Annotated in this window: 19 protein-coding genes and 1 riboswitch; of the genes, 15 read left to right on the top strand and 4 right to left on the bottom strand. The window is 34.4% G+C overall.

The features are described 5' to 3' along the window. The first annotated feature begins 7 nt into the window (after nt 1–7). The 6 genes from ACXVYO_RS05825 to ACXVYO_RS05800 all read left to right on the top strand — a co-directional run bounded on the left by ACXVYO_RS05825 (nt 8) and on the right by ACXVYO_RS05800 (nt 7,787). The gene (locus tag ACXVYO_RS05825; RefSeq protein WP_458466278.1) at nt 8–784 is read left to right on the top strand and encodes a PTS mannose/fructose/sorbose/N-acetylgalactosamine transporter subunit IIC; all 777 of its coding nucleotides are present in this window, start codon (nt 8–10) and stop codon (nt 782–784) included. Further along, nucleotides 777–1,571: a PTS system mannose/fructose/sorbose family transporter subunit IID gene (locus ACXVYO_RS05820; RefSeq protein WP_458466277.1), complete on the top strand. Its 795-nt coding sequence runs from the start codon at nt 777–779 to the stop codon at nt 1,569–1,571. The genes ACXVYO_RS05825 and ACXVYO_RS05820 overlap by 8 nt, the downstream gene beginning before the upstream one ends. A gap of 15 nt (nt 1,572–1,586) precedes the next feature. Further along, nucleotides 1,587–2,066, top strand: coding sequence for a PTS sugar transporter subunit IIB (locus tag ACXVYO_RS05815; protein WP_458466276.1), 480 nt, complete (start codon nt 1,587–1,589; stop codon nt 2,064–2,066). A 133-nt stretch (nt 2,067–2,199) separates the two neighbouring features. Beyond that, complete coding sequence (locus ACXVYO_RS05810; RefSeq protein ID WP_458466275.1) at nt 2,200–3,366, top strand: glycoside hydrolase family 88 protein; 1,167 nt, start codon at nt 2,200–2,202, stop codon at nt 3,364–3,366. 56 nt (nt 3,367–3,422) lie between these two features. Further along, nucleotides 3,423–5,198 (top strand): glycoside hydrolase family 35 protein, encoded by a 1,776-nt coding sequence (locus ACXVYO_RS05805; RefSeq protein ID WP_458466274.1) that lies wholly within the window; start codon nt 3,423–3,425, stop codon nt 5,196–5,198. Between the two features lie 234 nt (nt 5,199–5,432). After that, on the top strand, nt 5,433–7,787 hold the full coding sequence (locus tag ACXVYO_RS05800) for a polysaccharide lyase 8 family protein (RefSeq protein ID WP_458466273.1): 2,355 nt from the start codon (nt 5,433–5,435) through the stop codon (nt 7,785–7,787). A 221-nt stretch (nt 7,788–8,008) separates the two neighbouring features. On the opposite strand, the gene ACXVYO_RS05795 is transcribed toward ACXVYO_RS05800, so the two are convergent. Continuing rightward, nucleotides 8,009–8,914, bottom strand: coding sequence for an AraC family transcriptional regulator (locus ACXVYO_RS05795; protein ID WP_088028752.1), 906 nt, complete (start codon nt 8,912–8,914; stop codon nt 8,009–8,011). A gap of 628 nt (nt 8,915–9,542) precedes the next feature. Here ACXVYO_RS05795 and ACXVYO_RS05790 point away from each other — a divergent pair. From ACXVYO_RS05790 to ACXVYO_RS05755, 8 genes are all read left to right on the top strand, one after another. Continuing rightward, the gene (locus tag ACXVYO_RS05790) at nt 9,543–10,574 is read left to right on the top strand and encodes a galactose-1-epimerase (protein WP_458466271.1); all 1,032 of its coding nucleotides are present in this window, start codon (nt 9,543–9,545) and stop codon (nt 10,572–10,574) included. Between the two features lie 183 nt (nt 10,575–10,757). After that, nucleotides 10,758–11,927 (top strand): galactokinase, encoded by a 1,170-nt coding sequence (locus ACXVYO_RS05785; protein ID WP_458466270.1) that lies wholly within the window; start codon nt 10,758–10,760, stop codon nt 11,925–11,927. Then, on the top strand, nt 11,927–13,438 hold the full coding sequence (gene galT / locus ACXVYO_RS05780) for a UDP-glucose--hexose-1-phosphate uridylyltransferase (protein ID WP_458466269.1): 1,512 nt from the start codon (nt 11,927–11,929) through the stop codon (nt 13,436–13,438). The genes ACXVYO_RS05785 and galT overlap by 1 nt, the downstream gene beginning before the upstream one ends. A 262-nt stretch (nt 13,439–13,700) precedes the next feature. Further along, nucleotides 13,701–13,810, top strand: a riboswitch (SAM riboswitch). 250 nt (nt 13,811–14,060) lie between these two features. Next, nucleotides 14,061–14,867, top strand: coding sequence for a methionine ABC transporter substrate-binding lipoprotein MetQ (gene metQ / locus ACXVYO_RS05775; protein ID WP_458466268.1), 807 nt, complete (start codon nt 14,061–14,063; stop codon nt 14,865–14,867). Between the two features lie 397 nt (nt 14,868–15,264). Then, entirely contained in the window at nt 15,265–15,567 is a 303-nt protein-coding gene (locus tag ACXVYO_RS05770) for a metal-sensing transcriptional repressor (protein WP_000349636.1), read from the top strand. A gap of 202 nt (nt 15,568–15,769) precedes the next feature. Beyond that, nucleotides 15,770–15,976 carry a copper chaperone CopZ gene (gene copZ, locus ACXVYO_RS05765; RefSeq protein WP_000436980.1) on the top strand — a complete coding sequence of 69 codons (207 nt, stop codon included), beginning with the start codon at nt 15,770–15,772 and terminating at the stop codon, nt 15,974–15,976. A 95-nt stretch (nt 15,977–16,071) separates the two neighbouring features. Continuing rightward, a complete protein-coding gene (locus tag ACXVYO_RS05760; protein ID WP_458466267.1) occupies nt 16,072–18,492 on the top strand; it encodes a heavy metal translocating P-type ATPase in 2,421 nt (806 codons plus the stop codon). A 163-nt stretch (nt 18,493–18,655) separates the two neighbouring features. Continuing rightward, on the top strand, nt 18,656–19,135 hold the full coding sequence (locus ACXVYO_RS05755; protein WP_458466265.1) for a GNAT family N-acetyltransferase: 480 nt from the start codon (nt 18,656–18,658) through the stop codon (nt 19,133–19,135). Between the two features lie 19 nt (nt 19,136–19,154). Here the strand turns inward: ACXVYO_RS05755 and ACXVYO_RS05750 are convergent, their stop codons facing one another. Both ACXVYO_RS05750 and ACXVYO_RS05745 read right to left on the bottom strand, forming a co-directional pair. Then, nucleotides 19,155–19,427, bottom strand: coding sequence for an HU family DNA-binding protein (locus ACXVYO_RS05750; RefSeq protein ID WP_001043902.1), 273 nt, complete (start codon nt 19,425–19,427; stop codon nt 19,155–19,157). Nucleotides 19,428–19,568: 141 nt separating this feature from the next. After that, on the bottom strand, nt 19,569–20,384 hold the full coding sequence (locus ACXVYO_RS05745; RefSeq protein ID WP_458466264.1) for a formate/nitrite transporter family protein: 816 nt from the start codon (nt 20,382–20,384) through the stop codon (nt 19,569–19,571). Between the two features lie 195 nt (nt 20,385–20,579). Here ACXVYO_RS05745 and ACXVYO_RS05740 point away from each other — a divergent pair, with 195 nt between their 5' ends. Next, on the top strand, nt 20,580–21,473 hold the full coding sequence (locus ACXVYO_RS05740; RefSeq protein WP_458466263.1) for a metallophosphoesterase: 894 nt from the start codon (nt 20,580–20,582) through the stop codon (nt 21,471–21,473). 190 nt (nt 21,474–21,663) lie between these two features. Here ACXVYO_RS05740 and ACXVYO_RS05735 read toward each other — a convergent pair whose 3' ends face one another. Continuing rightward, entirely contained in the window at nt 21,664–22,746 is a 1,083-nt protein-coding gene (locus tag ACXVYO_RS05735; protein WP_458466262.1) for a chitinase, read from the bottom strand. Nucleotides 22,747–22,817: the final 71 nt, after the last annotated feature.

Below are 22,817 nucleotides of genomic sequence, written 5' to 3'. Positions count from 1 at the left end.
ATAGCCAATGGTAAGCGTTGAATGGTGGCAAATTGTTTTAATAACATTATATTCTGGATTCGCTATTTATGATGGGAACAATACTACATTTGGTTTTGTAAAGCCAACAATGGCAGGTTTTTTCGCGGGGCTAATTTTAGGTGACATTCAAACGGGGTTAATTGTAGGAGGCACTTTAAACTTATTGGTTTTAGGTGTTGGCAACTTTGGAGGGGCATCTATACCAGATTATATGACAGGTGCGCTATTGGGAACAGCTTTTACAGTTATGAGTGGGCAAGATGCTAAATTTGGAGCGACACTAGCAATCCCGATTGGACTACTAATGGTGCAATTAGATGTTCTGGCTCGTTTTACGAATACTTTTTTCCAGCATAAAGCTGAAAAATTAGTAGCAGAAGGGAAATTTAAAAAGGCATCCTATATGAATCTATGGGGAATTGTCCCAACGTCCTTATCAAGAATGATACCTGTATTTCTAGCTTTAGTGTTTGGTGCCAAATTTGTCCAAGCTATTGTAGATAATATTCCTAAGTGGCTTATGGGTGGTTTGCAAGTAGCTGGGGGATTGCTTCCTGCATTAGGTATTGCAATTTTATTGAAATATTTACCTATAAAACAAAATATCGCCTTTTTGATTATTGGTTTCTTCTTAGCGGCTTATTTAAAAGTACCTGTACTAGGCGTTGCTTTAATCGGCTTAGCGATGGCAATAATTTATTTCCAAACCTTTATGAAAGAGAACGATTATGCAACTAATGATGGGGGAATGGGAGATGAGTAAAAATATAGTAGATAAAGATGTAAACAAAGTATTTTGGCGTTGGTATTTCTTCGGTCAAACAGGATGGAACTATGAAAAGATGCAAGGTTTAGGCTATTACTACAGCATTTATCCATTGTTAGAAAGCATATATAGTGAGGAAGAAGAAAGAAAGAGAGCAGCAATAAATCAATTGCAGTTTTTTAACACGAATAATTCTACAGCTCCCGTTATTCTAGGTTTAGATGTAGCCTTAGAAAAAGAGAAGGGAATTGAGTCCATTGATACAGTAGCGTCGCTTAAAACAGGATTAATGGGACCGCTAGCAGGAATAGGCGATACTTTATTCTTTGTAATTCCGACCACTATTGTTGGCTCCATTGCGTCTTATTTAGCACTAGAGGGAAATCCAATTGCTCTGATTTTATGGATCTTATTTGGATGTGTCAGATTAGGGTTTATGAGATTCTTTGTATGGACAGGTTATAAAGAAGGAGCAAAACTTGTCGGTGAGTTAGGGAATCGTTTGAAAAAAATAACTCAATCAGCAAATATTCTGGGGATCACCGTTGTAGGAGCATTGATTCCTTCAGTAGTTAAGGCCAATTTTGGTTATGAGTTTACCAAAGGTGAAGTCACTTTAAAGTTACAGGATCTTGCTAATCAAATTATGCCTGGTTTAGCACCAGCTCTTGTAGTATTTTTAACATATTGGTTATTAGGTAGAAAGAAAATGAATTCTACTCGTGTTATCTTTTTATTAATTTTTATAGGAATTATTGCTTATAATTTAAAAATTTTCGTTTAAGGGGAGTGTTTAGTAATGGAAGGAATCGTACATATTAGAGTTGATGATAGACTTATTCATGGACAAGTTGCAACAAGATGGGCAACAGGTTTAAGAGTAAATCGTATTATGATTATCGATGATAAAGTTGCTGTTAATGATGATGAGAAATCAATTTTAAGAATGGCAGCACCAGCTGGTGTTAATACGTCCATTTTAACCTTTGAAAAAGGCCTTAATAATGTGAAGAATGGGAATTATAAAGGGCAAAGAGTGTTATTAATTGTGAAGACTCCTGAAATTTTAGCGCAACTAATGAATGGTGGATTAGCATTGGAAGAGGTAAACATTGGTAATATGTCTAATCGTCCAGGAACAACTCAAATTAAAAAATCAATTAGTATGACGGAAGATGAAAAAGTTGCTGTTCAACAGTTATTAAGACAAGGTGTAAAAGTTACTGCGCAGATGGTTCCAGAAGAATCTGATGCAAGTATTGAAGGATTTTTAAATTGAATAATATGTAAGGGTTAATAAAAACTAAAAACATCACTCGTTTTATGAAAAATGAGTGATGTTTTCATATAGTGAGGTTAAAAGGATAAGAGAGTTTAAATGTAGAGATTGAATTGTTAGGGAGGAGACTAGCATGTCTATACTATCGAAAAATATAGAGCTATTTAAAGAAAAAGGAAAGGCATTAGATCGGAATAGTATAAAAGCAGAATTAGATTGGATATGCGAAAAGCTAGAAAAGAACATAGAACGTTTTGGGACTAGTTATCCATCTGCCTGTGCAACAAATGGAAAATATAGAATAAAGGAAAATGATGATTGGACGAATGGATTTTGGACAGGGATGCTATGGATTGCCTATGAATATTCGAAAAAAGATATTTTTAAATCAATAGCACTAAAAAACATTGAAAGTTTTAAAGATAGACTAGATAAAAATTTTGTTGTAGATCATCATGACCTAGGATTTTTATATAGTTTATCAGTTGTTGCTGGTTATAAGGTGACATTAGATGAATCTTTTACTCCAATTATTATTCAAGCTGCCGATAAACTAATAAGTCGTTTTCATGACAAAGGGAATTTTATTCAGGCTTGGGGAAAACTTGATGATCCTGATGAATACCGTTTGATTATTGACTCATTATTAAACCTGCCTTTATTGTTTATGGCAACGAAATTGACAGGTGATCAATGTTATAAACATATAGCAGAACAACATTTTCAACAAGTAACGAAAACTATTATAAGAGAAAACGCGTCCACGTATCATACATTTTATTTTGACCCTATTACAGGAGAAGCTTCATACGGGGCTACCCACCAAGGATATACTAATTCTTCTTGTTGGGCGCGTGGGCAAGCATGGGCCGTGCTAGGTTTACCTATGGGGTTTAATTATATGCTAAATCATGTTGATCGAAAACAATATGAAAAAATCACCAATTATTTTATTAGTAAATTATCAAATGGTTTGGTTCCCTATTGGGATCTTACTTTTACAGATGAGGATAATCAGCCGTTAGATAGTTCTGCAATGGCAATTGCCGCATGTGGTTTGCTTGAAGCTCAAACAAGTAATATGTATGAGGGATCTGCATCCATTGCTCGCGGAATGATTCAAGTACTTAGGGAACAGTGCACGATAAAAAATGATGAGGATAATGAAGGCATCTTACTACATGGTGTTTATGCATATGCAGAAGGAAAAGGAATTGATGAACCTAATTTATGGGGTGATTATTTTTACTTTGAGGCGTTGTATCGCATGTTTAACCCAACGTGGGCAACATATTGGTAAGTATATAAATGTTAATAAAGTAAGGTATCATCATTTGAAATAATGGAGGATAAACTATGAAATCATTTGAAATTGGGAAAGATTTTATGCTAGATGGTGAGCCTATAAAGATTATATCAGGTGCTCTTCACTATTTCAGGATTGTTCCACAATATTGGGATCATAGTCTTTATAACTTGAAGGCACTAGGGTGTAATACAGTAGAGACGTATGTTCCGTGGAATATGCACGAACCAAAAGAAGGGGTATTTAATTTTGAAGGTATGGCAGACCTGGTGAAATATGTACAATTGGCTCAAAAATATGGATTAATGGTTATTTTACGTCCTACTCCATATATTTGTGCAGAATGGGAATTCGGTGGATTACCTGCTTGGTTACTAAAATATAAAAATATACGAGTTCGAAGTAATACTAACTTGTTTCTAAATAAAGTGGAAAACTTTTATAAAGTTCTTCTACCAATGGTAACCCCATTACAGGTAGAAAATGGTGGACCGATTATTATGATGCAAGTAGAAAATGAATATGGCTCATTTGGAAATGACAAAGAGTATGTAAGAAATATAAAAAAAATAATGAGAAATTTAGGTGTAACGGTTCCACTTTTCACTTCAGATGGTGCATGGCAAGAGGCTTTAGAATCAGGGAGCCTGATTGATGACGATGTTTTAGTAACGGGTAATTTCGGCTCACGCTCTAATGAAAACTTAAATGAGCTTGAAAGTTTTATTAAAGATAATAAAAAAGAATGGCCATTAATGTGTATGGAATTTTGGGATGGCTGGTTTAACCGATGGGGTATGGAAATTATTCGACGTGATGGTAGTGAATTAGCAGCAGAAGTCAAGGAACTATTGAAAAGGGCTAGTATTAATTTCTACATGTTTCAAGGTGGTACTAATTTTGGGTTTATGAATGGTTGTTCATCGAGGGAAAATGTGGATTTACCACAAATTACTTCATATGATTATGACGCATTACTGACAGAATGGGGAGAACCAACGCCAAAATATTATGCTGTTCAGAGAGCTATTAAAGAAGTTTGCCCAGATAGAGAACAATTTGAACCGCGTATTTTACCACGTGCAAATTATGGGGATATTAAATTGAATCGTAAGGTATCACTGTTTTCAACTTTAGAGAAAATAGGGAAGAAGAGAGACAATTCTTATACATTAACAATGGAAGATATTGATCAGCAGTATGGGTATATTTTATATCGAACATTTTTAAAAGGACCAAAAAATATAGAAAAATGTAAGGTAATAGATGCTAGAGATCGTGTTCATGTGTTCCTTAATGAACAATTAGTAGACACCCAATATAGGGATGAGATTGGTAGAGAAGTATCGTTAGATTTAACTAAGGAAGAAAATACGCTGGATATTTTAGTAGAAAATATGGGACGTGTTAATTATGGGGCACGGTTGTTGTCTCCTACGCAACGAAAAGGTATCTCCTCAGGTGTAATGATTGATATACATTTACAATCAAACTGGGAACATTATGCATTAGAATTTGATAGTCTTGATGAGATTGATTTCAACGGTCAATGGGAACCTAATACACCTAGTTTTTATGAGTACTCATTTAATGTACAAGAATTAAAAGATACATTTTTAGATTGTAGTAAGTTGGGAAAAGGATTTGTTGTTTTAAATGGTTTTAATTTAGGAAAGTATTGGGATGTAGGTCCAACGGGTTATTTATATATCCCAGCTCCTTTATTAATAAAGGGGGAAAACAAGTTGATTGTCTTTGAAACGGAAGGGAATTATGAGGAAGAACTGTATTTAAGAGAAAATCCAATTTATTTAGATATAAAATAAGCATTTCTAGTATTTTGTTAGATATTTTTTAGCGTTATAATGGGCAGCTTTGATGAAGGAATTAGGTAAAGCGTACAGTTTAAAAAACAATGTAGATTATTACGTTTTTAGCTGATTCATAGGCTTGTTTTTCATAATATACAAACTTTTTAAAGGGGTATTATTTGAAATGAAATCTCTAAACACGGAATGAATGGATGATTCATTACTAAAGTGATAAAGGAGAACGGTTTCATGAAAAGGATAATATTATGTATATTTGTTTTAAGTTTTGTTATGGAGTCCTTCAGTTTAAATGCAGTCGCAGAAACAGAAGAAAGTGCTAAAATGATATCAAATTGGAAAAAGGTACTTGTTGGTGAACCTTTTTTAAATGAAGATGAAATTTTAAAAAACATCGTTTTGGATAAAGAAAAGGATTTACAAGATAATGTGTTAAGCAATCTAAACAAAGATAACGAGAATTCTTTTTTATTTAAGAATCTTCAAGAATGGAAGCAGAATTCTGCACAAATCACAGAAACAGTGAAAAATATTGAGAAAATGGCGGTACTTTATCAAACACCTAATTCGATATATTATCAACAAAATACATTACAAAAAGACATTATGTATGCAATAAAATACTTCAATGATCAAATGTATAATGAAAAAATTAAAAATATATATGGAAATTGGTGGGATTGGGAGATTGGAATACCGCAGTCATTCAATAATATTTTGATATTAATGTGTGATGATTTAACTGAAGTGGAGCTAAGCAAATATATAATGGCAGTTGATCGTTTTGTACCGGATCCAACAAAAAGGTTAAATGGAATTAAAGAAACTGGAGCTAATTTATTAGATAAAAGTTTCATAGTCATGGTGAGAGGTAGTCTGAACAATAATAGTGATAAAATTCAACTAGGAATAGATGCGACAAATGATGTGTATAAAATAGTTCAAAATGGTGATGGGTTTTATAAAGATGGATCATTTATACAACACACATATAATCCGTATACTGGTGGGTATGGGGAAGTGTTACTTGCGAGAAGTGCTGATATCCATGAATTGTTTAGTGGAACAGACAGACTGACAAATGTACAAGGAATTAAAAAACTTTATACGTATATTGAAACTACCTATTTACCAGTTATGAAACAAGGTGAAATATTTGACATGACGCGTGGCCGAGGCATGTCTAGACAAATTTCCTCCTCTAGTATTGTAGGGAGAAATATTCTTTATGAAATACTTGTAATTAGTTCACAAAATCAAGACTTATCATATCGAGAAAAATATGCTCGTTATGTAAAAGAAGCCATATTTCAACATAACAATCAGGAAAGTTATTATAATGGGTTATCCATTCATAAAACACAAACATTTCAACGTTTAATGAGTGATAGTTCAATTAAACCAGATTTTGGTGTGAGAGATACAAATCATATGTTAAGTACGATGAATCAGATGACCCATCAAAAGAAAGACTTTGCAGCTGGATTGAGTTTATTTGGTAAACAAATTAGTTCTTTTGAATATGGGAATGGGGAAAATATGAAGGGATTTTACATGGGAACAGGGATGTTGTATTTGTATAACAATGATATTGGCCAATACGACAATGATTATTGGGCAACTATAGATATGACAAGACTTCCTGGCACAACAACAGACCATAAATTAGGAAATTTAATTGATTGGAAAAATTATAATAACCCTAAGTCGTGGTCAGGAGGCGTTTCGGATGGACAGATTGGTTCAGCTAGCATGTATTACACCATGCAAAATGTTACTGGAAGTTCATTAGAAGCAAAAAAATCTTGGTTCTTTCTTAAAGATAAAATTGTAGCAATGGCTGCAGGTATTAATTCAAAAGAGAATGTTGATACAGAGACAATAGTCGAGAGTAGAAGATTAGAAAAAGATGGTTCAAATCTTTTGGAAGTGGAGGGTACAGAAGTAGCTCTTGATCAAGGTACCCTATTTAAGGGGGCTTCTTGGGCCCACCTTAAAGGAAAAAACAATCAGTCTGATATTGGTTATGTGTTTCCTCAATCTGAAACTATATATGCTGAAAAGAAAGAGCGAAGTGGAAAGTGGTCTGATGTAAATAAAGGGGGATCGAGTAATCAGGTAAGTAACATGTTTGCAACACTATCAATACCTCATGGGAAATCGCCATCAGGTGGAGAGTATGTATATGTAATTCTTCCTGGTAAGAATCAAGAAGATACATCTACTTACGCAAAAGAAATAGATGTATCGATACTTTCTAATACACCAACGCAGCAAGTGATTTATGATGATGCTGATGATATATGGATGGGGAATTTTTATGAGATAGGGAAGGTGAATGAAGTAGAGGCTAAAACTAGGGGGGCAATTGCAATAAACTATGAAGGTAGTGGCATAAAAGTAGTGGTGGCTGATCCAATGAAAGAGCAAGCTAAAGTAATCTTTACTGTACCTAAAAAAATAGGTTACAAGGTAGCAGAAAAGGACGTTGAGATAACTGTTAAGGAAGATGCAAATTCTTGGATAATAGAAATGGATAGTTCGGATAAAAGTGGGAAAAGTTCTCAAGTGTATTTTGAACAGTAAAGGTTATAAATTACATTTTGATGTGTAGATTGTGTAATGGCATTCATCTAAAACATAAATAAAAGTCAAGAGCTATTTTGATAGCCTTGACTTTTATTTATGTCTGCAAAATACGTAGCTTGTTTTGGAGTTTTAAAAATTTATTCTTATAATCATTAAACGTGTAGTTCGGAACTTTTATGAAGAAATTTTTGTACCTTAACAAAATTTATTTCATTTTCTTAGGTGGCCTGTGAAATAATTTCTTGTTTCCCAAGTAATAACTTCAAACTTGATAAAGAAATGGATTGAAAATCATCTTTCGACATACGTTTTCGGTAGTGCGTAGGTGTTTCCTTAGTCACCTTTTTAAATATGCGACTAAAGGCTGCTAAACTATGAAAACCCACCTGATAAGATATATTTTCTACCGATTCATTAGTCATTGAAAGTAAATACGCTGCGTGATTAATGCGCATCCTTATAATCCAGTCCTTCATGCTCATCCCAAAATGATTTTGAAATACCCGAGAAAGATGGCTTCGATTGACTGCGAGGTGATTGGCTACATCACTTACGGTAATCTCCTCTATATAGTGTTCTCCAATATATATCATTGCTTCAATTGCGAGTCGTGAAACCTTTTGTTTTACTCCTGTTGAGATTGAACCACCATCTGTAAGGAGTAATCTTAAAAAACGATAGGTTAGCTCATTTAACTTTAATTCATCTTCTAATGTACTGTAGGAGCAATTCATACACTCCAAGATAATCTCCAAATATTGTTGAATATTAGTTGAGGTAACAGTATAGTTATCACCTTTTAAATTTGAAAAGTTAATAATTTCTTCTGCAACCTTCCCACCAAATGAAAGCCATGCATACAACCATGGTTCCTCAGCATCTGAACGATAAAAGGTAGACTCTCCTGGGGGAATAAGAAAAAGATCACCTTTCTTTAATGAATATTTTTTATCTTTTACATAGTACTTTCCTTTTCCATCCAACACGACATGAATAATATAGCTGTTACGTACAGCAGGACCAAATGCATGAAAAGGTAGTGTTTTTGAAAAACCACAAAAATCAAAATAAAGTTCGCTCGAGAAGTGATGGTGTTCTTTTTTTATAAATACTGCTTGTTCCATGTGTCTCTCCCTTCTTCGAGATTACTATAACCAATACGCCATTTGAAGAAAGAAATGCAACAAAAGGTTAAATTAAGGTCACAAAAGGATATAAAATAGAAAACGCTTTCTTGTTAAACTATACATGAAAAAGAAAATCATAGGAAGATTAATGTAATTTGTAATTTTATATACATAAAATCGAAAACGTTTTCTTTCATTATTAAAACTAAGAGGACGGGAATTTTACCAACTCAGTTGAATATGGACAATGGAAAAATGGCACTCGAAATGAAGCTGTGACATTATTAATTCGTCCATTACTCGATAAAATTGCTGGAGCTTTATCAAACTGAATCGTTGGGTTTGTAGCTGTTATTTCTGGGATGACTGGTAATGCTACAGCAGCAGATATTACTGATCATGGTGCTTCAATATTCCATCTTTATGCGTTTTATCTTCCAGCAGTACTCATGATTTTTCCGCTATTATTTTTGCATGGAAGGTTATATTGACAGAGAAAACCCATGTATAAATTGTCAAAGAACTAGAAGTGAAGCTAATTCATCATGAGCAAGCAATGGAAGATGTTAATTCTAGTGCTGCACTGGCTCATTTTCATTCTAAATAAAGGAGGGTGATACCTGAAATGAATATTACAACAAAAGATTTCGGTGCTGGTTATACGAGTATTACTATTACCAATCTGTACGGCCTGCAATTGACATTTTCAGACCTAGGAGCTCGTATTACGAGTTTAAAGGTACCGACAACGAATGGCTTACGTGAGCTTATACTTGGTTTTGATACGGCAAAGGAATATCTAGAAAAAGATTTATATATTGGTGCCTCAATCGGACGTGTAGCTGGACGAATTCGAAATGGAACTTTTCAAATAGATGGGGAAATCTATAGAGTACAAGTTGATGAGAAAACCGGGAACACTTTACATGGCGGTACTCCAGGATTTGAAAGTAAAAAGTGGCAATATTGTGTTGTCGAGAATAATGATGAGACCTCAGTGATATTTCATATGTTGAGCCCGCATGGTGAAAATGGTTTTCCGGGGAACCTTGATATTGAGATACGTTATACCTTGACTAACACTAATGTTTGGAAAGTAGAAACTAGAGCGACAAGTGACAAAGATACCTTATTCAATCCAACAAATCATGTGTACTTCAATTTAACTGGTGATGTAGCACAATCCGTAAATGAACATAAATTGTGGGTGGATAGTGATAGATTTGCACCATTAGATTTGGAAAGTGTTCCAATTGGTGTGAAGTTGCCTGTAGAAGGGACTGCATTTGATTTTAGAAAGCCAGTTAAACTCAAAGAAACTTTCAGTAGTAATTTTGTTCAAAAAGAATTAGTGGATGGAATTGATCACCCATTCTTCTTGAATCGACCTGAACTATCGCATAGTTCAGTGAAACTCACTAGCCCGGATGAAGTGGTTTCTATTGAAATAGCTACAAAAGAGCCCAGTGTCGTCATCTTTACAGCAAATTTTGGTAAGAATACTCCACTCATGCATGGTAAGCAACTTGCAAACCATGGCGGAATTACTTTTGAAACACAGGTTTGTCCAGGTGCTGAACAGTTTTCTGATTTTGGGGATATGGTTCTTAGGGCGGATTCAACTTATCAAACGGTAACAGAATTTCATATTATTTGAGGGCATAATTTTTAATAGTTTCTTTAAATATGAAACATGTATAGAAGGATTAGATACTGCAATCGGAACTTATTTAAAATACGATGTTGTGTCTAGAAATGATGTTGAACGGTTAGAAGTGGTCGAATGAATAATCGAATGGCTCCTATATTTAAAACGAATGCAAAAGGGAGGTTTATATTTATGGAAAAGAAACGTGAGCTAACTTTTAAATTTGCTGAGATATTTGGAAATCAAGAAACAAATCAATATTTTTCTCCAGGACGTATCAACTTAATAGGGGAACATACAGACTACAATGGTGGTTATGTATTCCCAGCTTCTATTACATATGGGACTTATGGAGTGGCCAGGCGTCGTGAGGATGATAGAGTATTAGTTTATTCAACGAACTTTGAGGAACTTGGAGTAATTAGCTTTACTGTGAATGAATTAAATTACGATAAAAACGATAATTGGGCGAACTATGTAAAAGGAGTTATTTTAACGCTGAAAGAAGCAGGGTATAAAATAGACTCTGGTTTTGAATTATTAGTTGAAGGGACGATTCCAAATGGAGCGGGCCTTTCAAGTAGTGCTTCACTTGAATTACTTGTAGGCGTAGTATTAGAAGGCCTGTTCAACTTAGATGTGACGCGACTTGAATTAGTGAAAATGGGTAAAAAAGTTGAGAATGAATTTATTGGTGTGAACTCTGGCATCATGGATCAGTTTGCCATTGGATTTGGTGAAGAAGACAAAGCAATTCTTCTAGATACTAATACGTTAGAGTATGAAATGGTACCAGTGGTTTTGAATGACTATGCGATTGTAATTATGAATACGAATAAGCGCCGAGAACTAGCAGATTCAAAATATAATGAACGTCGTGCTGAATGTGAAGAAGCACTCGCATGTCTCCAAACAAAGTTGGAAATTAGGGCACTTGGAGAACTAAGCAAAGCAGAATTTGATGCAAATCAAAATCTTATTGGGAATGAAATCTTAATGAAACGCGCCAAGCATGCAGTTTATGAAAATGAGCGTACAAAAAAAGCAAAAGAAGCTCTTACTGCAAATGATTTAGAAGAATTCGGAAAGCTATTGAACGCTTCTCATGCATCTTTAAGAGATGATTATGAAGTTACTGGGCTGGAATTAGATACATTGGTAGCCACTGCACAAAAACAAGAGGGTGTACTTGGGGCACGTATGACTGGGGCTGGGTTTGGTGGATGCGCTATCGCATTAGTAAAAGAAAGTAAAATCCATGCTTTTAAAAACAATGTTTATGAGGAATATCTTAAAGTTGTAGGATATGCGCCTGTCTTTTATGTAGCACACATTGGTAGTGGAACTACAGCAATCGGATAATGAATGGGGTGAAAAAGATGGAAACAAGCCAAGCAATTTATGATTTTACTACACTTGCAATTGATAATGGAGCCATTGAAGAAAGTGACCGAATTTATACGCACAATCAACTATTACGTTTGATTGGCGAATCGGACATGGGTGAGATTAATAGTGTAGTCGAAATGGACCCGCACGTGCTGTTAAATACACTGATAAATAAAGCGATGGAAAATCTAAAAATCTCTAAAAATCAAGTTAATTGTGAAATGTTTGAAGCGCTTTTAATGGATGTGATTACGCCACTTCCATCTAAGGTTAATGCGAATTTTCAGAAGGCATATCGTACAAGTCCTAAACAAGCAACGGATTATTTCTTTGAACTTAGTAAACGAAATGATTACATAAAGACACGTGCAATGGAAAAAAATATTCAATATGTAGCAGAATCAAAATATGGCGAACTGGAGATTACTATAAATTTATCCAAACCAGAGAAAGACCCCAAAGAGATCATGGCAGCTAGAAATACACCGAAGGGTAATTATCCAAAATGTTTACTTTGTATTGAAAATGAAGGCTATTTTGGTCGCTTGAACCATCCAGGTAGAAGCAATCACCGAATCATTAATATTGAGCTAGATGGAGAAGAGTGGGGGTTTCAATATTCACCATATGCCTACTTTAACGAACACTCCATCGTACTATCTAAAAAGCATCGTCCAATGAAAATTTCTCGTGAGGCATTTTCTCGTTTGTTTAGTTTTGTAGAAATAATGCCACACTACTTTATTGGTTCAAATGCGGATTTACCTATTGTAGGAGGGTCTATTTTAAGTCATGATCATTATCAATCTGGACGCCATAACTTTCCAATGGCAAAGGCTAACGTTCTTAAAACATTTGAATTACCTGCCTATCCAAATACTTCTTGTGGTATCGTCAACTGGCCAATGAGTGTGATTCGTCTTTCTTCCCTAAATAAAGACGAACTAATTAATGCCAGCACCTATATCCATGAAAGTTGGAAGAACTATTCAGATGAATCCTTACAAATTCGTGCGCAATCAAAAGATGGTACAAAACATCATACAATTACACCAATTGTACGGCGACGTAAAGAAAAGTACGAAATTGACCTTGTACTTCGTGATAATAATGTGAGTGAAGAATACCCTGATGGAATTTTTCATCCACATCCAGATGTACAACATATTAAAAAAGAAAATATAGGACTTATTGAAGTTATGGGCTTAGCAATTCTCCCCCCACGTTTGATTGTGGAGCTTTATGAAGTGGAGCTGTATTTGTTAGATAAGGGGGGGAATGTTCCTAAAATTCATCAAAAATGGGCAGATGAATTAAAAGCCCAGGGGGGATATACAGAAGACAACATTAAAAGATTTCTTCAAATTGAAGTTGCAAAGAAATTTGAACGCGTCTTAGAAGATGCTGGTGTTTATAAGGTGAATAAAGAGGGTAGAGCAGGGTTTGATTGCTTTATTAAAGAGTTACAAAGTATAAATCGATAGGTGATGACTAGGTGCCAGTATTTGTTTTAAGTCGTGCAAGATATTACCGCGCTACTGTATAACAATGAATCTAAGGATAAAATAAGTGGTTTTAATTGATGAATTTCTAGGGGTAATGCCACACAACTATTAACATAGTATATTGAAGTTTTGTTTTTTCATAAATGTTTATTGACATAACGATTTTATGTTGATAGAATTCAATTCATAAAATATGAAAAATTTAATAGATTTTGAATCAGATGAAAATTAAATCTGATTTCTCTTATCCAGAGAGGTGGAGGGACTGTGCCCTGTGAAACCCAGCAACCATCAATTTTTACATTGAAATGGTGCTAATTCCTGCAAAGCAAATGCTTTGAGAGATGAGAGAAAGGGATAGTATCGATATATGCATACAAACCTTTCTGCTCATTCTAAGGGCAGAAAGGTTTTTTTGTTGTAAGACTATTCTGAGGGGAAATAGAGCGATTTATACAGTCCGTGTTTAGAAGGAATAACGATGTGAAAATCGATGAACTAATTTGTGCATGTCCTAGTGTTGTTCTAATAAAATGGATTATTGATTTGTTACAGCGTGAATTAATAAATAAATACATAAAAGAAGAAGGGTGTTTACAACATGAAAAAACTATTACTATCAGGACTTATTACAACGGCAATTTTTGGTTTAACTGCTTGTGGAGGAAAAAGTGAAGATAAGCTTGTTGTTGGTGCTTCTAATGTACCTCATGCAGTAATTTTGGAAAAAGCAAAACCATTACTTGAGAAAAAAGGTGTAGAACTAGAAATTAAAAAATTCCAAGACTACGTATTACCAAATAAATCATTGGCGAATGAAGATTTAGATGCAAATTATTTCCAAGGTATTCCATTCTTAGAGAAAGAAATGAAAGACAAAAAATATGATTTTGAAGTAGCTGGAAAAATACACATTGAACCAATCGGTTTATATTCTCAAAAATATAAAAATCTAAAAGAGCTTCCAGATGGTGCAACAATTATTATGAGTAATGCAATTACTGATCATGGACGTGGTTTAGCGATTTTACAAAAAGAAGGCATTGTAAAAATTAAAGATGGTATAGATCCTGTAAAAGCAACCGTAAAAGATATTGCAGAAAATCCGAAAAATTTGAAATTCAAAACAGATATTGAGCCTGGTTTATTAACGCAAATGTATAAAAATAAAGAAGGGGATGCTATTTTAATTAATGCTAACTATGCAATTGATGCAAAATTAAATCCAAGAAAAGATGCAATTGCGATTGAAGGTAAGGATTCTCCATATGTAAACGTAGTTGCAGTTCGTAAAGGTGACAAAGATAAGAAAGAAATTAAAGCACTTGTAGAAGTATTGCATTCGAAAGAAATTGAAGATTTTATTAATAAGGAATATAACGGTGCTGTTATACCTGTAAAAGAATAACTTTGAAAACTAAGGAATTGCGCTCTTTACAACTTAGTATTTTAAAACTGGTGAAAATTAATTATTTTATTAAGGGCTACTAAGGTAGCCCTTTTATATTTGTAACGAGAAATTGTTAGGGAATGTACACGAATGGAGGCTTTAGTTGAAGAACATAGCACAAAAGTGATTAAGAATTTTACTTTATTGAGTTTTGATGGAGAATGTAATGTTTTTTTGAAAAAGGATAGGGTATCATGAAAATCTAGACTGAGAAGCTAATAAATTGTTAAGAATAAGCATAGAGTGGAAATATACTCTTATGGGGTATCATACGTAGATAATTAGTGCTATAATTGGTATACTCGTAAAAGCAATTGTTTTATTGGATGAAGAGAAACTTTAAGAAGGTGATAATATGGATCATAAAGAGCATGAAGCGGTAACACATAGATCAGAAAAAGAAAAAGAACAAATTATAAATAGATTAAAGAGAATTGAAGGACAAGTCCGCGGTATTCAAAATATGATTGAAAATGATCGTTATTGCGTGGATATTTTAGTGCAAATTTCAGCGATTAATGCAGCGATGAAAAAAGTAGGAATGGGTGTATTAAAAAACCATACAAGTCATTGTGTTTCAGGTGCTATTAAAGATGGCAATGGTGACGAAGCAATTGAAGAATTAATGACAGTATTTGAACGTTTTTCAAAAGCGTAAAAACAAGCTAGTATGTAACTGGCTTGTTTTTTGTTTACCTTCATATAGGATTTTGGGGTATTGGTGTGAAAAAATGTGTGTAAAATAAACTTTTAGAAAATAATTGAAAAATCATGATACAAAACCATTGATTACCTTAGGGGGGTATGGTAAGATGAGGTTGTGATTAACAAACAATGAAGAAACAAGAGGAGGATTTTAAATGGAACAGTTAACATTACAAGTTGAAGGTATGTCTTGTGGACATTGTGTAAATTCAATTGAAAGCAGTGTGAAAGAACTAAACGGTGTTGAACAAGTGAAAGTTCAATTAGCAGAAGGAACTGTTGAAGTTACTATCGACTCATCAGTTGTAACGTTAAAAGATATCGTTGCTGTAATTGAAGATCAAGGATACGATGTTCAATAATTATTTTTAGATATGGAAATAAATCGTACTTTATAGGAAGTACGATTTATTTTGTTAATAATTATACCTTGTCAGGGTATATAGAGGTGAGAGACATGAATGAACAAAAAGAGGCCAATCTTCAAATATCAGGAATGACATGTGCGGCATGTGCGAATAGAATTGAAAAAGGTCTGAAAAAAGTAGAAGGTGTTCATGATGCAAATGTAAATTTTGCACTTGAAAAAACAAAAATAATGTATGATCCCCAAAAAACAAATCCGCAACAATTTAAGCAAAAAGTTGAATCGTTAGGTTATGGAATTGTCAGTGATAAAGCTGAGTTTACTGTTTCAGGGATGACATGCGCAGCATGTGCCAATAGAGTAGAAAAACGTTTAAATAAGTTAGAAGGTGTGAACGGAGCGACAGTGAATTTTGCTTTAGAATCAGCTACAGTAGATTTTAATCCTGATGAAATTAATGTAAATGAAATGAAGAGTGCAATTACGAAATTAGGATATAAATTAGAAGTGAAATCAGATGAGCAAAATGGATCAACTGATCATCGCTTACAAGAAATTGAGCGACAAAAGAAGAAATTTATCATTTCGTTTATTTTATCATTTCCGTTATTGTGGGCAATGGTAAGTCATTTCTCATTTACATCGTTTATTTATTTACCTGATATGCTTATGAACCCTTGGGTGCAACTAGCTCTTGCAACTCCAGTTCAGTTTATCATTGGTGGGCAGTTTTATGTTGGGGCTTATAAAGCGTTACGTAATAAAAGCGCCAATATGGATGTTCTCGTTGCACTTGGAACGTCTGCGGCATATTTCTACAGTGTGTATTTAAGTATTAGGTCGATTGGTTCTTCGGAACATATGACAGACTTGTATTTTGAAACGAGTGCAGTACTTATTACATTAATTATTTTAGGTAAATTATTTGAGGCGAAAGCAAAAGGACGCTCGTCAGAAGCAATTAAAAAATTAATGGGGTTACAGGCGAAAACCGCTACTGTTGTACGAGATGGAACAGAAATAAAAATTTTAATTGAAGAAGTGGTAGCTGGTGATATCGTTTATGTGAAGCCAGGGGAAAAAATCCCGGTAGATGGGGAAATTGTAGAAGGAAAGTCAGCAATAGATGAATCGATGTTAACAGGCGAGAGTATCCCGGTTGATAAAACAATTGGGGATGTAGTAATCGGTTCTACAATAAATAAAAATGGCTTTTTAAAAGTGAAAGCAACTAAGGTAGGAAGAGATACTGCATTAGCTCAAATTATTAAAGTAGTAGAAGAGGCTCAAGGTTCAAAAGCGCCTATTCAAAGGGTAGCAGATCAAATTTCAGGTATTTTCGTACCGGTTGTAGTTGTGATTGCTATTATCACATTTGCAGTGTGGATGCTATTTGTTACACCTGGTGATTTTGGCGGAGCACTTGAGAAAATGATAGCCGTACTTGTTATCGCTTGTCCGTGCGCATTAGGTCTTGCAACGCCTACATCTATTATGGCGGGATCAGGAAGATCGGCTGAGTATGGCATTTTATTTAAAGGCGGGGAGCATTTAGAAGCAACACACCGATTAGATACAGTTATTCTAGATAAAACAGGTACTGTAACAAATGGGAAGCCGGTGTTAACAGATGTAATGGTAGCAGATGGATTCCATGAAGAAGAAATACTACGTTTAGTAGGTGCGGCAGAAAAAAATTCTGAACACCCACTTGCAGAAGCAATTGTAGAAGGAATTAAAGAAAAGAAAATTGATATCCCAAGTTCAGAAACGTTTGAAGCAATTCCTGGATTCGGTATCGAATCAGTTGTAGAAGGGAAACAATTATTAATTGGTACACGTAGATTAATGAAGAAATTCGATATTGATATTGAAGAAGTTTCTAAATCGATGGAAGCGCTAGAACGAGAAGGAAAAACAGCAATGTTAATAGCAATAGATAAGGAGTATGCTGGTATAGTTGCCGTTGCGGATACTGTAAAAGATACTTCAAAAGCAGCTATTGCAAGACTTAAGAAAATGGGTCTAGACGTTGTTATGATTACAGGAGATAATACACAAACCGCTCAGGCAATCGCTAAGCAAGTTGGTATTGATCACGTAATTGCAGAAGTATTGCCAGAAGGAAAAGCAGAAGAAGTGAAAAAACTGCAAGCGCAAGGTAAGAAAGTAGCAATGGTTGGAGATGGAATAAATGATGCTCCTGCACTGGCTACGGCGGATATCGGTATGGCAATTGGAACCGGAACGGATGTAGCGATGGAAGCGGCAGATATTACGTTAATCCGTGGTGATTTAAATAGTATTGCGGATGCAATCTTTATGAGTAAGATGACGATAAGAAATATTAAGCAAAATTTATTCTGGGCACTAGCTTATAACGGCCTAGGAATCCCAATTGCGGCGTTCGGTTTCTTAGCACCTTGGGTTGCTGGAGCTGCAATGGCATTTAGTTCTGTATCCGTTGTATTAAATGCATTACGACTGCAAAGAGTGAAATTAAAAAAATAAAAATCTATAGAGTAATTGCATATGCTTTTAAACAAAAAAACAATACCTTGAAATAAGTATTGTTTTTTTGTTTATATAGAAAGAAAAAAGCTATAATAAAGCAGAAATATTGAATACTAGATGGTAGAAAAATTAAATGATAGTTTAGTAAGGAGGTTCATATATGTTAAAAGACACGATCATTAGAACATTCCATAAAGAGGATTTAGAACAAGTTTTGCAGTTGTTTTATGAAACAGTTCATACAATTAATGCAAAAGATTATAACGTGTTACAGCTACAGGCATGGGCACCAGATGGACTAGAGAGAGAAAGCTGGTTACAGTCTTTAGAGAAGAATATTAGTTATGTAGCGGATTATAACGGTGTGATAGTGGGATTTGGTGATTATAATGATGAGCATTACATAGATCGCTTATTTACACATAAAGATTATCAAGGAAAAGGGATAGCGTCCTACCTACTACAGAAGTTAGAAAAAGAAGCAGTAAACGTGGGGCATAGGGAGATATATACAGAGGCGAGTATTACAGCAAAACCTTTCTTTGAAAGTAACGGTTTTATTTGCATAAAGGAACAAAAGAAACAGCATAATGGTCAGATTTTTATTAATTATGTAATGAAAAAAATAGCCCTCTCATAAATGAGAAGGCTATTTTTCATTATTTTACAGCTTCTTTTAGTTCTTTACCAGCTTTGAAAGCAGGTACTTTAGAAGCTGCGATTTGCATTTCTTCACCAGTTTGTGGGTTACGGCCTGTACGAGCAGCTCTTTCGCGAACTTCGAATGTACCGAATCCGATAAGTTGTACTTTTTCACCAGCAGCTAAAGTGTTAGTGATTGATTCTACTACAGTTTGTAAAACTACAGTAGCTTCTTTTTGAGAAATCTCAGCATTTTGTGCTACGTTTTTGATTAATTCTGTTTTGTTCATGTTTTTCACCTCATATGTAAATAATGCTATTTAAGTTGTTATTATAACGTATAAAACATTCGAGAACAAGTGTACGCACATATATTCGTAAAAAAAATGGAATTTGTAATATTTTTTAGAGCTACTGTATAGACAGTTCATTTAAGCGGATACAGATTTTTTCTTTAATTCGGTTTGCTCTTTACTGAAAGGGAGTTTCTTATTATATGATATGAAATAAGGTAATGCTACAAACAACATACCTCCTACTAAGTTTCCAAAGAAAACAAAAATGAAGTTTGGAAAATATTCAATCCAAGTTAAATGGCCAGAAAAAATTGCAGCTGGGATAACAAACATATTGGCTACAACGTGTTGAAAGCCAATCGCAACAAAAGTCATAACTGGGAACCAAATACCGATAATCTTCCCGATAAATTCTTTACTTCCCATACTGAGCCAAACGGCTAAACAAACGAGCCAATTACATCCGATTGCAGAAATGAAGGCTTGCAGTGGTGTATCTTGTAGTTTAGCTTGTGCAATAGAAACTGTTTTCGCTAAAAAAGTGCCTTCTGTTAATCCGACGATATGACCGAAAAAATAAGCAACGAATACAGCGCCTATGAAGTTGCTAAACGTAACAATAACTAAATTTCGTATGAAATGAAATAAAGTAATTTTCTTTTGAAGCCAAGCCATAGAAACTGTCATCATGTTACCAGTTACTAGTTCACCGCCTGCAAGAATAACGAGTATAAGACCGATAGGGAATACAGCAGCGCCTAGAAAACTAGTAAATGATCCCCAAGATTTTGGCATTGTTCCTATAACATGGATATCGAGTAAATACCCTAATGCTATGAAAGCACCACCAAAAAAACCGAGAATTAGCATAGGGAGTAATGATAAATGAGCTTTTTTACTTCCGGAATTCGCAGCAAGTTCCGTAATTTCTTCTGGTGTAAATACAGACATGAATAATCTCTCCTCATTAAAATGATAGAATGAATAGAAGGAACATTTTTGAAAATCTATGTATTATAAAAATATGTTATGACTTCTGTATAAGTTTGTCAAAGTGAATGGGGTAGAATTGGATATAACTAACATTGTTCGTGTTGTCACATTAATGTAACAATAAGGCTGTAAAGTACTTCTAGAGGTGAGAACATGAATCCGCATCATGTAAAAAAAGAACAAAAAAAATCAATCATAAAAATATTTATAATCAGTTTTATAAGTATAGTAATGATTTCAGTAAGTTTGTATTTCTATGCGACAGAAATTGAACGAAAACTAGTAACAGTTACGTGGAATGAAATAGAAGCATCTACAATTCCTAAAGAGTTTAATAATAAAAAGATATTGCAATTCTCAGATGTGCATTTAGGGCCAGAATTTACACTGAAACAACTAGAAAATTTGGTGGAGAAGATGAATGCGTTACATCCAGATGTAGTAGTTTTTACAGGGGATTTAATAGATAAGTTTGGATCGTATAAGGCGGAAAGAGAAGAAGCGAAAGGTATTTTACAGAAAATACACGCGCCCTTAGGGAAATATGCAGTGTTTGGGAATCATGATAGAGGCGGGGGAGGTAGTTTATTTTATAAAAAGTATATGGAGGAAGCTGGTTTCTCTGTGTTAGTAAATGAAGTGCAAAAAATTAAAGTAGAAAACGGAAAATATATTACAATATCAGGTTTGGATGATTTCTTATTAGGAAAGCCGCAAATAGACTCCACTTTAAAACATTTGAGACAACAAGATTTCAATATGCTCTTAGTACATGAGCCGGATGTTGTAGACAAAGTAGCTCATTACCCAGTTGATTTTCAAATGTCAGGCCATAGTCACGGAGGACAAGTTCAAATTCCTTTTATAGGTCCATTAATTACTACAAAATTAGCTGAGAGCTATGTGGAAGGTATGTATGAATTAGATGGGAAGAATAAGCCGTTACATTTATACGTAAATCGTGGTATTGGGACAACCCGAATGCCTGTTAGATTTTGGAGTGTACCTGAACTTTCAGTATTTGTGTTAAAGCAAAATAGGAACTAAACTATTCTAGAGTAGTAGGACTTTCAGAGAAAGTTCTCTTTTTTTATTAGTTAAACACGGAATATTATGTAAGTTTTATTTAAAGTGTTAAAATGGAGAAGAATCTTTTCATCGTGTAGAGGTGAAAAAGTAATTTACATAAATAAAAAACCAACAATAGATTATATAAAACCTATTGTTGGTTTTTTTATTATTTTTGTAAGGGGAGAGCATCAAAATATGTTCTATAGTTATTAGAGAATTCAAAGTTGTTTTTTGCATCCCAATTAATAGACCAAGACATTAGGCCGCGGAATGCAGGATAGCCACTCTGATTTGAAAGTTTATACTTTCCTCCGAAAGGAATTCCTTTAATGATATAATCTAAAGCTTTTTGCATTTCAGTTGGAGAAATATATCCGCCACTTGGAGCGGCAGCTGGTGCTGCAGGAAGTCCAATCATGACTTGATCCGAACGAAGAGCTGGGAAAATGTTATTTGCATTACCACCTACAGGAAAACCATGTAAGAGCATATCTGCCATAGCGACTTCGTAATCTGCAGTACCTTGATTATAGTTATTACCGTCCATTCCAATTCCACTACCAGCGTTGTAGTGTTGAACGTGAATGTATGTTAGTTTGTCTTTCACTCCGTAAATAATCGGTAAATATGCACCCCAGATGCTTCCATATGCGCTATAACCGCCTTGAACATAAGCAGTTTCAGGAGCCATGCTTAATAGAAAATTTGTACCATAATGATCTGAGATTGTCCGAATAGCTGAAATAAGATTTACGATTTGAGGAGTCGTTGGGTTTTTGAAATTAGTGTCATTTCCGTTTAAGTAAATTCCTGATTCGAGGTCAATATCTATTCCATCGAAACCGTATTTATCAATTAGAGATTGTATGGAATTAATAAAACGTTGCTTAGCGGCATTATCAGGAAGTAAAACGACCCCATTTTGTCCACCTATTGAAAGAACCACTTTCTTTCCTTTACTTTTTAAATAAGCAATATCTGATTTGAATTCTGCATCCGTACCATACACAGGAGAAAATTCAACAGTGGAACGATCACCACCAGTTTCACCGAAAGATACATTGAGTACATCCCATTTTGGTGAAACGTCTCTTAATTTAATAATGCCAGTACCATTATCGAAGTTATGCCAGTATCCAACGAGTAGTTTTGATCCTAAATGGTTTGCTGCTTGTGCTTGAAAGGGAGCTAGCGGTAGCAGTAAGAAAATTACTAAAGTACAACAAATGAATTTGAACTTGTTTAACATATCAACACTCCTATACAAAAAGTTGTCTAGATGTATAATCTTGTTTATTTAATGTTATATGAAAATTCGCT

The sequence above is a fragment of the Bacillus sp. BC08 genome (assembly GCF_054326875.1).
The sequence above is the reverse complement of the archived record's forward strand: the minus strand, read 5'-3'. Positions and strand labels throughout refer to the sequence as shown.